General features: G+C 70.4%; 8 protein-coding genes and 1 CRISPR repeat array. All 8 genes read right to left on the minus strand.

Annotated features, from left to right (window positions below; translation table 11 throughout):
• Positions 1-5: 5 nt before the first annotated feature.
• Positions 6-689: a type I-E CRISPR-associated protein Cas6/Cse3/CasE gene (locus tag ABD54_RS03755; protein ID WP_047868009.1), complete on the minus strand. Its 684-nt coding sequence runs from the start codon at positions 687-689 to the stop codon at positions 6-8.
• Positions 686-1,444 (minus strand): type I-E CRISPR-associated protein Cas5/CasD, encoded by a 759-nt coding sequence (gene cas5e, locus ABD54_RS03760; protein WP_047868010.1) that lies wholly within the window; start codon positions 1,442-1,444, stop codon positions 686-688. Before cas5e ends, ABD54_RS03755 begins: the two co-directional genes overlap by 4 nt.
• Positions 1,441-2,574, minus strand: coding sequence for a type I-E CRISPR-associated protein Cas7/Cse4/CasC (gene cas7e, locus ABD54_RS03765; RefSeq protein ID WP_047868011.1), 1,134 nt, complete (start codon positions 2,572-2,574; stop codon positions 1,441-1,443). The genes cas5e and cas7e overlap by 4 nt, the downstream gene beginning before the upstream one ends.
• Positions 2,571-3,323 carry a type I-E CRISPR-associated protein Cse2/CasB gene (casB, locus tag ABD54_RS03770; protein WP_047868012.1) on the minus strand — a complete coding sequence of 251 codons (753 nt, stop codon included), beginning with the start codon at positions 3,321-3,323 and terminating at the stop codon, positions 2,571-2,573. The genes cas7e and casB overlap by 4 nt, the downstream gene beginning before the upstream one ends.
• Positions 3,320-4,900 carry a type I-E CRISPR-associated protein Cse1/CasA gene (gene casA / locus ABD54_RS03775; protein ID WP_047868013.1) on the minus strand — a complete coding sequence of 527 codons (1,581 nt, stop codon included), beginning with the start codon at positions 4,898-4,900 and terminating at the stop codon, positions 3,320-3,322. Before casA ends, casB begins: the two co-directional genes overlap by 4 nt.
• Before the next feature lie 48 nt (positions 4,901-4,948).
• Positions 4,949-7,705, minus strand: coding sequence for a CRISPR-associated helicase/endonuclease Cas3 (locus ABD54_RS03780; RefSeq protein ID WP_047868014.1), 2,757 nt, complete (start codon positions 7,703-7,705; stop codon positions 4,949-4,951).
• Positions 7,706-7,870: 165 nt separating this feature from the next.
• A CRISPR array of direct repeats spans positions 7,871-10,944; the repeat unit is 27 nt; unit sequence GAGCCCCGCGCACGCGGGGATGGACCG.
• Positions 10,945-10,971: 27 nt separating this feature from the next.
• Entirely contained in the window at positions 10,972-11,361 is a 390-nt protein-coding gene (locus tag ABD54_RS03785; protein ID WP_235431967.1) for a DUF397 domain-containing protein, read from the minus strand.
• Positions 11,358-12,212, minus strand: a complete 855-nt coding sequence (locus tag ABD54_RS03790) for a helix-turn-helix transcriptional regulator (protein ID WP_047868016.1) — start codon at positions 12,210-12,212, stop codon at positions 11,358-11,360. Before ABD54_RS03790 ends, ABD54_RS03785 begins: the two co-directional genes overlap by 4 nt.
• Positions 12,213-12,492: the final 280 nt, after the last annotated feature.

A 12,492-nucleotide genomic window follows, 5' to 3' on the forward strand; every position in this document is an offset into this window, starting at 1 on the left:
CGGCCTCACCACTCCGCCGAGGCGAGGCTGAGCATTCCGCAGCCGAACGACTTGCCCCGGCCCACGCCCTCGACCACGGCCTTGCGCACCGCCTCCGGGTCGTTGACCACCGCGTGGCCGTCGAACCGGGTCATGTGCAGGCGCACCCTGCGTTTTCCGTTCCTGCCCGGGTCCAGGGCCGGGCCTAGACCGGTGCTCAGCACCTCGTGCAACTCCAGCCCGTGGCGTTCGGCGCGGTCGCGCCACCACTGGTCGGCGTCGGCGCCGTACAGAGGCCGCGTGTAGGCGTTCACCCCCGGCCGGGCGCGGTCGCCGAGACGCTCGGCGTTCTTCTCCGACTTGCCGAGCCTCTTGCTCGGGGTGGCCGCCAGACGGTAGCGCACCTCTTTCCCCTTCACCAGTCCGTCGAGGAAGGGTGTCAGGTCGCGCTCGGCGGCCTCGCCGATTCCGCCAGCGAGCTGGGCCAGGTCGAGCCGGTCGTGGCTCTGGACGAGCAGGACCGGCCCGGTGCGGCCCTCGTCCAACCGAAAGAGCAGGCCGGTGTGCTGGCGGGGCGAGGGTATGCGCCCTTCGCCCAGGCGGGGCGAGACCAGGCTGATGAGCAGCCGGTGTACTTCTCCGGCGTTGGCGAAGGCTGCGCGGGCTCGTCGCGAGGACAGGTCGGGGGTGATCTTCGTGAGCCAGGTCAACGGTGCTCCTTGACGTAGGCCAACAGGCGTTCCTGGTACTGCCGGATGCTGTCCGAGACCAGCTCCGCGGACAGCGCGGTCCTCTCCACCCGGACCTCCCGGCTCGTGTACCGGCGGTGTGCCGAAGCGAAGGAGCGGGGGACGTCGTTGAGGACGGTTCTGCCGTCGGCGGTGGTGTCACCGGACGAGACCTGCTCGGAGACCAGTTCGACCTCGACGGTCTCCTGCCCTTCCGGGACACGGCGGCGCGGCAACGGCACCGCGGTGCGCAGCTCGTGTTCGGGGTCGGGGGCCTGGACCCGCAGCACCAGCAGGGGATCGGGGACGAACGAGCGCCGCCCCAGGTAGGTCTGCCAGTGGGGGGACAGCAGTGAGCGCCCGATGTCCTCGCTCCCGGGGCCGGTGACGGCCACGGTGAACACCGCGTCGGCCAGGTAGGCCCGCCGGGTGACGATGGTGGTGGCGCCCTCCGGGCGTCGCTTCCCCTCGGCGGTGGGCACCGTCCGCTCGCGGGGAAGGCCACCGCCGACCGTGTGGAAGTCGGTCATACGGACGCCGTGCGCGTCGACGCGCACGAGCAGCCTCAGCTCGTCGTAGCGTTCCAGGCCCTCGTCCCGGCCCACGCCCTGGGCGGCGGCGAACATGCCCACCAGACCGGACCGGCTGGGGAAGGCCAGGGTGTCGCGTTCCCCGAACGCGCTGTGCTCCCCCCAGCTCTGCATCGGTCCGGCCAGGCGCAGCAGCAGACCGCTCACGACCCGTCCCCGGGGTAGGCGGCGGCCACGGCGGTCTCGACCAGCTTCGGGTAGCCCGTCAGGCGCTCACCGAGGTGCTCGACCGTTTTGTCGTCGATTCCAGCGTGGGCGGAGGACAGGACGGTGTCGGGCCACCAGAGCTGACCGAGTTTTCCGGCGTAGTCGCTGAGCCGGGACACCGAAGCGGGAGCGAACCCCTCCGTTCCGCGTACCGCCGCCTCGAAGGCCGGCGCGTACGACACCGGCCGGTCCGACCGCACCACCACGTGGGCCAAATCGGGCAGGGTCATCGCCGCGGTCGCGTTCTGCTTGCCCGAAGGGACGGTGCCCAGGAACGCGCGCAGGAACTCCGACACCAGCTCACGGGCGGCCGCGGTGTCCCCGTCCAGGTTGCGCAGCAGCCCGGCCAGGTCGATGTTGGCGTAGCGGTAGAACGTGCCGGTGCTGAACTGGCCGACGTTCATGTGGCCGCTGCCTCGGTCGTTCTCCTTGGGGACGTCGTCGACCGCGGTGAAGAAGTCCACCTCCACGCTGGTGCCGTGGGTGGTGAAGGCGTGCGCGAACTGCACGGCTCCGTCCACCTCGGTGGAGGGCAGTTCGGCGAGCATCCGGCCGAACAGGTTGACGGTGGCGTTACGCGAACGCAGCACCGCCACGATGTCGTCGGCGGGGAGAACCCCCTTGGGGGTCTTCTTGGCGGACTCCTTGGCCACGGCCTCACGGTGCTCGTGGGCGATGGCGGCCAGGGCATCCACTGCGGAGACGGGAAGGTAGAAGAGCACGGAGGTCGCCCGTGACTCCCCCTCCTTCTCCTTCTCCAGCTTGATTCCGCCCTTGGCCGCCGACAGGACGATCTGGCGACCGCCCTGCTCGGCCAGGTACGGATCCCAGCCCAGGGCGGTGAGGTGCCCGGCGATCTCCCCGACGATGCGCCGCGTGCGCACCGCCGGGTCGCCCAGGCGCTCCTCGACCCGGTGGCGCACGGTGCGTTTCCAGCTCTGGCTGGAGACGCGGGTGCGCTCGGTGCCGCCGTAGACGACGCTCTTGGGAGAGCCCAGGTCGTCACGGTTGACGTTGGAGTAGGGGAGGGTGTGCAGGACGTGGATGTCCAGGAACGTGGGGGTGCTCATGCTGCGTGGTCCTCGGAGTCGTCGGTGCTGGTGTGCTGGGTCCGGGCTTCTTCGCGCCTGGCCCTCTCGGTCTCGATGGTGCGGTGGTAGCTCTGCACCCACTCCTTGGCCACGGAGTCGCGGTCGGCTCCCCAACGGGCCAGGTCCAGGGCCAGGCGTCCCCAGTCGATGCGGACGTCCTTGTCTCGGGCGTGCAGGATCAGGCGGGGGAGTTGCGCGTGCACCCCGTCGTTGGACTGGCGGCACAGCAGGTGCAGGCGCTCCTCGGTGGTGTCCGCGTTGAGCCAACCCTTGGTGACGGCCATGCCGAGGGCTGCGCCGAGATTGGCGTGCCTCCTCAGCGGGTCGGTAACCCGCTGCTCCGCGCCATCCTCCCCGGGGGTTTCCCGGTCGGCTGGGGAGGCGTCCTGTGGATCCTGCTCAGGGGAGCTCTCGTCGTCCCCCGTGCTGACTCGGTCGCGGGCCTGGCGGGGCTGGGCGGCGATCATCGCGGCCACCCCGTAGAAGGCGCGCTCCACGTCCCTCTCCGGGAACCACCACCGGGCTTTGCCGTCGGACTCGATGGAGGTGAGCAACCGGTCCAGGTAGCGCGCGACGAACCCGTGGACCGGCAGGACCGCCGGGTCCTCGACCCTTTTTCCGCTCGCCCGGCGCAGGACGGCCCGCACGGCGGGCTCGTCGCGCACCCGGTCTTCGAGGTCCTCCGCCATACGGTCAGCGGCGCGAAGGACCTCTCTCGCCTTGCTCATGTCGTCTCTTCTCGGTCGGTGCGGCGGGTGGGCCGCCGCAGGAACAGCAGTCGCCGATGACGTTCCACCACGGCGGCGACGCGGGGGCGGGAACAGTAGGGGCCGGTCACCTCGTCATAGGCGGCCAGTGCCAGGCGGGAGAAGGCGATGCCGGGGCCTTTGGCCTCGGTGTCCATGGCGATCCTCCAGAACTCCGCCTCGGCCTCGGACCAGTACCGGGACAGGCCGCGCCGCAGCCAGGGGCCGGTTCCGGTGTCGGTGCGCCCGGCACCGCCCGAAGGACTGTTGCCCTCCTTCCAGGCGTCGGTCAGGGCGTTCTTGAGGCGCAGCCCCAGGGACTCGGCCGAACGGCGGGCGAGCCGGATCCGGGTGCGTGCCGCGACGGCCTCCTCGGAGGGGGCGTCGGAGTCCTCCAGCCAGCGCAGGACCGCCGGGGTGTTCGCGGTGAACCACTGGCGGTCACGGGTCTGGCCGTCCTGGTCGAAGCCGAAGGCGCGCAGTCGCAGTGCCCGCCGCAGTCCATCGGGGAGGTGGGTGGTGATGGTCAGGTCACCGAGCAGCGCGGGACGGAACCGGTCCTGGGAGTCCTCCGACAGCAGCGAGTCCAGGTCGCGCCAGACCGCACGCGTGGCGTCGGCGGGACGGGCGTACCGGCGGCCCTCCTTGCTCGTCAGGTGGATGAGGTAGGGGTCGGTGGGGGGAACCGGTCGGTCCCGTCGTGCCCAGGTGACGTAGGCGTCGACGACCTTGTCGCCCCCCGGGTCGGGGACCAGCAGGACCGCGTGTGAGGCCTGGTTCAGCAGGGTTCCGGCCAGACCGGTGGACTCCTGCGGTGCCCCCAGCGGGTCGGGCAGTGTCTCCCGCTCCCAGGACGCGGGTTCGACGTCGCCGGGCTCGTCGTCGCTGTCGCCGTCGAAGGGGATGTTGAGGACCAGACTCTCGAACAGGGTCCGCCCCAACGGGTGGAAGGACACCGTCCCGCGCAGGGGGCCAGCGGTGCTGTTGGCCTCGGAGCGGCCGTCGACCGTGCGCGAGGTGCAGCGCCCGGAGGGGCCGTAGCCGAGAGTCGCGAGCAGGTGCCAGGCGGCCTCGTCAGGAGGCAGGGGCACCGGAGCCAGGTCGTGGTGGTGGCCGCCCAGCCACACCTGGTTCTGTCCGGCGGTGCGCCCCCAGGCGAGTTTGTTGACCCCGGAGGTCTTGGCGCACTGTTCGCGCAGGCGTGGATCCTGCGACCAGGGACGCTCGGGGTGGAACAGGTCGAAGCGGCCCGGGAGGGAGGCGAAGTAGGCCTCCACCCGGCTGCGGTCGAACGCGCCCGCGTCCAGGACCTTGCGGCGCGCCCGGTACCAGTCGCCGGCCTCGGCGGTGAAGTCCAGACCGGTGACACGGGCGGCCAGCAGGGTCAGCACCCGCCACAACTGGGCGGAGGCCGGGGGGATCGGCAGTTCGATGTCGGAGAACTCGTGGGCGCGGCACAGCAGTTCGCTGAGTCCGACCGAGGGCGCGGGTGTGCCGTCGGCCGCGCGCACCGGCAGCCAGGGCCGTTCGGCCAGATCGTACGAGGCAGGGGTCACCATCGCTCCGTGCAGGGTTGGTCGGACAGGGGAGTCCGGGGAGGGTCGGGATCAGGTGCGTTCTTCGAGACCGTTGTCGGGGTGCAGGTACAGGCGCCTGTCACCGAGGGCCGCCTCACCGGTCGTGCCGTCGCCGACCGGATGGACCAGAAGCACCAAGTCGTGCAGGTGGAAGTTCTTCTCCCACTCCTTCGGGACCCGGTTGGCCTCCGCCAGGGGCGGTTGCGTGTTCCGGTCGGCTCGCAGGGGGATGGTGCGGGAGATGACCGCGCGCAGGTCCTCCCCGGACATCCGGCCCTCGGGGTCGGCGGTGGGAATGCGTCGGGTCAGGGCCTCGTCCAGCCACAGATCTCCGTGTGCGTCGCGGTAGCAGCACAGAACCCGCACCGAGTCCGCACCGAAACGTGTGGCCAGGAAGTGCTCGCCGATCTCGAAGTCGGCCTTGGTGAGCGGGGACAGGTCTCCGTATACCTCCCGGCTGATGGGGATGACCGCGTTGCGCCCGTGGGTGCGCAGGGCCAACTCCTCACCCATCCGCTTGATGTCCGCGGTGACGTCCTCGATGAGGGTCTGGTCGTCGTAGAGGTCGTCCACCAACTCCTGAATGTCCTCCGGGATCCTCACATGCGCCCCGGCCCTGCGGGCCAGCAGCGTGTGGGTGCGCATCAGCAGGGAGGGGGTGTAGACGTACTGCCAGGAACGGGGCACATGTCCCCTGCTCTGTTCCTCCTGCGGGACCAGCACCGCCATCCGCGGCTCCGACGCCCAGGCGGGGCGTGTGACGACTCCCAGGTGCTCGTGCCGCCAGCAGCGGCCCGCGCGTTGCAGCAGCAGGCCGACGGGGGCCAGGTCGGTGACGAGCAGGTCCAGGTCGAGGTCCAGGGACTGTTCGATCACCTGGGTGGCCACGATGACGGCCCGTGCGGGGCGGTCGCCGTTCCCGGCGCCCTCCTTGCCCAACCTCCGGGTGAGTTCCGCGGTGATGCGGGTCCTCTGGTCCTGGGGGAAGCGCGCGTGCAGCAGGAACAGCTCCGGAGGGTCCTCCAGAGTGGCGAACCACGAGGCCAGCAGGTTCCGGGTCTGCTGGGCCTCGGCGACGGTGGTGCAGATGACGGCCGCGCACCCGCTTTCGGCGACCAGGGGTGACAACAGGTCGCGCAGAGCCTGTTCCCGGTCGGGGCGTTTGTCCTTGAGGGGTATGGGGACCAGGTCGACCTTCAACGGGTCCCGCTCCGTGGTACCGAACGGTTCGGGGTTGGTGGTGACCTCGCCGCTGCCGGGGTGAACGTGCAACCAGCCGGGGTAGGAGATCTTCTCCACGAACGGTGGCGCGGACCGCTTCACCTTGCCCTTGGAACCGGTGACGTAGGCCTTCACCAGCGAGTTCGCCACCGAATGGTGCAGGGTCGCGGACAAAAGCACGACCGGGACCCGGTAGACGCCGAGCCAGTGCAGGAGGCGCTCCAGGAGGATCTGCATATAAGGGTCGACCGAGTGCACTTCATCCACGACCACGACTTTTCCGGCCAGGCCGAACATGCGCACTGCGTTGTGCCGGGAGGGCAGGACGGCCATGAGTGCCTGGTCGATGGTGCCGGTCGACCAGGAGGCGAGCAGGCCCCGTTTGGCCTTCATGAGCCAGCTCGTGGGCGCGAGGTCGTCGCTGCGGGTCAGCTCCTGGTTCGTGGGTGCGTACTCGGGGTTCAGCCAGGCCATGGAGTGAAGCAGGGTCAGGGGGGATCCGACCTCGGAACGGTGCTGCGCGTACTTCTTCAACCGGCCGTACATCTGGTCCGCCGTCGCCATGGTCGGCAGGGCGAGGAAACGCCCGTCGTGGCCGGTGGCGTTACCCAGGAGGTCCGCGGCGTGCAGGGCGGCCTCGGTCTTGCCTTCGCCCGGCGGCGCGGTGACCAGCACCAGACCGCCCTCCCCGCACAGGCCGGGAAGGTGGCGGGCGAGCGAGTCCTGGAGTCCGTTGGGGGTGAACTCGGGGAAGGAGTCGGCGAACGATGCGGGGTTGGTGGTGAGGCGGCGCAGACCGGCCTCCTGTACCAGGGCGATGATCCTGGGCGTCGAGGCCTGGAAGTGCGCCAGGAGGGCCGCGCGGCCGCCGTCGGCTGGAGGGGTCCTGAGCTGGTTGAGCAGGAAGTGCTCCTGGCTAACCAGCCAGTCGGCGAGGATGACCAGTCCGCAGACCAGGTGGGCGACCGCGGCCTTGAACCGGGCGGGAGGCTCGGGGGAGCCAGCCGCCTCGTGGACGAGGCGGGTCGAACGTTCGCGCTGTTCCTGCCAGAGGCCGTCCTGGAACCGCGGTGTCGTGTACTCGTCGAGGGGCTCTGGATAGACCCCGTGGTGGCCTCCGAGGAGCTGGGCCACCAGGTGCGCGGTGTACCCCTCCTCGTCGTTGTAGCCGAGGGAGCCGAGCGCGGTGACGAGCCACTGGTGGGTGACGAAGGAGTGGCCGGCTTTGTCCCCGGGATACGGGTCATCGGGGTAGGCCGACAGGTCGAGGGGGACCTGTTCCTGGAACTCGCGGACGAGCTTGCCGATGTCGTGGCAGCCAGTCCAGAAAGCGACCAGTGCGCGGGCGTGGTGTTCGTCCGTGCCCAAGCCCGCAGCAATTCGGCGCTTCAACCCGCTGGAGAGGGTGAGGTCCCACAGGACGAGGGCTGCCGCGGTGGCGTCGAGGGCGTGGAGGACGTAGGGGTACCGGTGACCGCGGAGGTGGCGTTCTTTGGCCCAGAGGCAGAGGTCGATGTGGGTCGGGTCCTCGGCGGGATCGGGGAGGTCGGGGGGATCAGCGGACATCCTGGTGTGCTCCAGCGGTCATGAGAGCATGGTGTGAGGTGAAGTTAGCGCCGGGGCGGGACTTTTCGCGGGGTTTTTGAGGGGATGGCCGAGACCGGCCATTTCTGAACTGGCCAGTAGGTCTCGCGGAGATAACACCCCGCGTTGTTGCAGGTCATTAAGTGAGAGCCCCGCGCACGCGGGGATGGACCGATCGCCTCACGCAGCCGACGGGCGCCGTTGTTGAGAGCCCCGCGCACGCGGGGATGGACCGGACTGGTCGCTGAATGTGAAGCAGCAGACCGAGAGAGCCCCGCGCACGCGGGGATGGACCGTCCACCGGGTTGTTCCTGGGGGCCGGGGCCCTGAGAGCCCCGCGCACGCGGGGATGGACCGCCAGTGACGGTGTCCTCGACGGTGAGCGCGGAGAGAGCCCCGCGCACGCGGGGATGGACCTGGCTGTCAGAAATCGTCGTCGGTATCGTTTACGAGAGCCCCGCGCACGCGCGGATGGACCGGGCCCATTCCACGACACCGCCGAGAATCGCGGGAGAGCCCCGCGCACGCGGGGATGGACCGGAGAACAGGTCTGGGCCCGATTCGCCGACCAGGAGAGCCCCGCGCACGCGGGGATGGACCGTGGGAGACCAAGAAGCCGGAACCCTCGCTGAGAGAGCCCCGCGCACGCGGGGATGGACCGCCGCCGACTTCGACCGCGCGAACCAGACCCTCGAGAGCCCCGCGCACGCGGGGATGGACCGTGGCGGGGCGAGCGCGCGCAGCTGCTCGGCCAGAGAGCCCCGCGCACGCGGGGATGGACCGGTGTGGGCGCAGACGTTCGCGGCGTTCGTGCGAGAGCCCCGCGCACGCGGGGATGGACCGCCCCGACGGGCCCCTGATCGGGGCGCGGTCACGAGAGCCCCGCGCACGCGGGGATGGACCGACCTGGCGATGCTCGCCGCGAATCAGCTGGTCGAGAGCCCCGCGCACGCGGGGATGGACCGCTGAATCGCTGCCCCCGCAGCCCAGCGGCCCCGAGAGCCCCGCGCACGCGGGGATGGACCGGCCAAGCCGTGGACGACCGACGGCGGCGAGGAGAGAGCCCCGCGCACGCGGGGATGGACCGGCACTCCTGGCCGCTGTGTTTACCGCGATCGGGAGAGCCCCGCGCACGCGGGGATGGACCGTTCCCAGTGGGAACCCGGGCACTGGGAACCTCGAGAGCCCCGCGCACGCGGGGATGGACCGGGGTAGGGGGGTCCGCATCACGGGGACGCCGCGAGAGCCCCGCGCACGCGGGGATGGACCGCGCGATTACCGGCCCCGCGGGTCCGCGTCGCTGAGAGCCCCGCGCACGCGGGGATGGACCGGCGGGCATGGGCGCACCCTTCGAAGGCGACTTGAGAGCCCCGCGCACGCGGGGATGGACCGTCCTCGCGCTGGCGGGGGATCTGGGGGAGGGGGAGAGCCCCGCGCACGCGGGGATGGACCGCTGTGACGACTCAGAAAGGTCCTGTCGACACTGAGAGCCCCGCGCACGCGGGGATGGACCGGGTCGCCACTGTTCTTCTTGCCGCCCCGGATAGAGAGCCCCGCGCACGCGGGGATGGACCAGGGGCCGCTGACTTTTCGTGCGTCGCAGCCGAGAGAGCCCCGCGCACGCGGGGATGGACCGGCCCCCAAGGACCGGCCGGACCGCAGGGCCCCGAGAGCCCCGCGCACGCGGGGATGGACCGGAGGTTGGCCATCGCCTCATACGTCCACTCGGGAGAGCCCCGCGCACGCGGGGATGGACCGGCGCCCGGCTGCACGACGTCCCCGTAGCTGTCGAGAGCCCCGCGCACGCGGGGATGGACCGTCGTAGGCCGTGGACGGGGGTTCGGCGTCGGCGAGAGCCCCGCGCACGCGGGGATGGACCGGCGGCTGGTCTTCGGAGAACCCGGGCCTGCCGGAGAGCCCCGCGCACGCGGGGATGGACCGTAGTAGTGCCCCTCGCCGGGGATCACCACTGCGAGAGCCCCGCGCACGCGGGGATGGACCGCCCGTCTCCCGTGGCGCTCTGGACAACCGGACGAGAGCCCCGCGCACGCGGGGATGGACCGGAGGCGTGATGGGAGAGCGGACCATCGCCGAAGAGAGCCCCGCGCACGCGGGGATGGACCGCTTCTTCGCCGCGCAGGAACTCCAGGCGGCGCGTGAGCCCCGCGCACGCGGGGATGGACCGTCCGCTTCGGCGTGCACCCGCATCTCGTCCAAGTGAGCCCCGCGCACGCGGGGATGGACCGCAGGGCGTCCTCATCGCGCTCGAAGAGGACGTGTGAGCCCCGCGCACGCGGGGATGGACCGCCCCGGGGGGCGGCCGTCTTCATCAGCTCTCGGTGAGCCCCGCGCACGCGGGGATGGACCGGACTCATGAACGGCGGCACGGTGGGCGCCTCGGTGAGCCCCGCGCACGCGGGGATGGACCGCCGGGAAGCGTCACCCGAGTCCTCGACGGCCTGTGAGCCCCGCGCACGCGGGGATGGACCGCTGGACGTGCCGTTGAGCGCGGACCGCAAAATGTGAGCCCCGCGCACGCGGGGATGGACCGGGGTAGGGGGGTCCGCATCACGGGGACGCCGCGTGAGCCCCGCGCACGCGGGGATGGACCTGCCCATGGACCAATCCGGCCTTTTCACGAACGGTGAGCCCCGCGCACGCGGGGATGGACCGATGGGCATGTCAGAGAACGGGCGCTCCGAGAAGTGAGCCCCGCGCACGCGGGGATGGACCGGGTCCGCGAACCGCTCAACGAGGAGCAGTTGCGTGAGCCCCGCGCACGCGGGGATGGACCGCGGCTGGCCGCGAGGATGAGCGTCGATGTCGGTGAGCCCCGCGCACGCGGGGATGGACCGGCGGCCCGGGTGGTGGATCAGGTGTCGGTGGCGTGAGCCCCGCGCACGCGGGGATGGACCGACCCGCCAACTGGAGGAACCGGACTGGGAACCGTGAGCCCCGCGCACGCGGGGATGGACCGGTGACGGCCTGGCCCTGGTGCTTGGCGGCGGGGTGAGCCCCGCGCACGCGGGGATGGACCGGCCGGGAGCGATTCGGCCCCCACGCGGTCCACGTGAGCCCCGCGCACGCGGGGATGGACCGACGGAGGACGCCAGCATGGGCAGCACGGAGAGGTGAGCCCCGCGCAGGCGGGGATGGACCGCAGCTCCGCCAGACCGTGTCGCAGCGGGATGGGTGAGCCCCGCGCACGCGGAGGTGAACTTTCGTCCCGTTGGCCAAGGCAGGGTTGTCTACGCGGAGACGAGGAAGCCGCGCGGGTGCTCGCCCCTCAGCTCACCGGCCAGAGCGCCCGCGTGGAAGGCGTCCCATTCGGCTTTGGTGTAGGTCAGGGTGGGGGAGTTGGGGATGGCGGTGTCGGTGAGGACGAAGCCGCCGTTGGGGAGGAACGTGGCGTGCAGGCGTCTGAAGACGGTTCTGCCACTCACGACCTGGTCGAGGAAGTACTCCCAGTCGGTGTGGGGGACGGTGAGCGTGGGCCCGGCGGGGTTCTTGGTGTCACCGATCTCGATTACGCCCGCGTACGGGACCCGAACCTGGACACATCCTTGAGGGTTAGTGCTGAGACTCGACTTCACCCATGCCGTAGGCAGAACCTGGTCTTCCTGGGAGGGGCTACTCACTTCAGCTCCTTGAGGGTTTTGGCGAGGTAGTCCGTGGTGTCCTCGGGACTCAGCGCGATCTCTTCCAGTCGCTTCAGCAGGAGCTTACAGCGGCGTACTTCGCGTGGTTTGAGTAGGAAGCTGTTGCCTGTGCTGCCCTCCGCGTGGGCGACCGGGGGCTGGTCCTGGAACTCCAGGAGGGCGACGTTCCCGTTCAAGCCGACGTGTGCTCCCAGTGAGAAGGGGAGCACCTGGATGCTGATGTGAGGCTTCGCCTGTTCCTCGATCAGGTGCTGGATCTGCTCGCGCATCACCTCGGTGCCACCGATCGGCCTCATGATGGCCGCTTCCTCCATCACTACCGACAGGCGTAGAGGCGGTTCGCGGTCGAAGAGCTCCTTGCGGCGCATCCGGACGTCGACCAGGAGGTCGATGTCCTCCGGAGGTTTGCCGAAGGTGGCCCCATGAAGGACCGCGCTGGCGTATGCACGGGTTTCCAACAGGCCGTGGACGAGCGTGGTCTCGTAGGCGTGCACGGACACAGCGTCGAGCTCAAGACCGATATAGGTGTCGAACCGGGGAGGTAGGACCTCGTCGTAGGCCTCCCACCAACCGGCTTCGGAAGCATCGTCCAAGAGTCGGTGTAGTGACTCCCTCTCACCGCTCTCTTCCACCCTGAACAGGTCCAGGAGCTTGTCGAGCTGCTCGGCGTCAGGGACGAGGCTTCCGCCCTCGAACTTGCTGATCGTAGAAGGCGCGCATCCGATGTCCGAGGCGACGCGAGCGCCGGTCAGCTTCCCGTCCGAACGCAGTTTGCGCAGATGGGCGCCGAGCTTGCGGCGCGCTGCAGCCGGGCTGCGCTGAGCTTCCACGTCGTTCCTCTCATCCCGTTCTCGCGGCTCCGACGACCGGTGGGCACGCCCACTCACCATAAGTCTTGGGCCCCTTCAGATATGCCTAGATTCTTCCGGGCACTTGCCAGGAAAGTTCCTGGAATGCATTATGAGATCAGTGAGCGTTCGGTTCGTCGCCCTCGGTGACGGGTGTTGGGGCGGAAGCTCGCTGCCGGTGAGGAACGTCGCCTGGGGGAACCAGGCGTGTAAGACGCCACCCGGCCTGCAGGTTCACGCCGGGGCGAGATCAGTACCTTCC

Origin of the sequence: Nocardiopsis sp. RV163 (assembly GCF_001029525.1) — a bacterium.
Taxonomy (GTDB): Bacteria; Actinomycetota; Actinomycetes; order Streptosporangiales; family Streptosporangiaceae; genus Nocardiopsis; species Nocardiopsis dassonvillei.

Coding starts and splice junctions, on each gene's coding strand:
- cas7e (WP_047868011.1), bottom strand. CDS start 2,574: ATGAGCACCCCCACGTTCCTGGACATCCACGTCCTGCACACCCTCCCC.
- casB (WP_047868012.1), bottom strand. CDS start 3,323: ATGAGCAAGGCGAGAGAGGTCCTTCGCGCCGCTGACCGTATGGCGGAG.
- casA (WP_047868013.1), bottom strand. CDS start 4,900: ATGGTGACCCCTGCCTCGTACGATCTGGCCGAACGGCCCTGGCTGCCG.
- ABD54_RS03780 (WP_047868014.1), bottom strand. CDS start 7,705: ATGTCCGCTGATCCCCCCGACCTCCCCGATCCCGCCGAGGACCCGACC.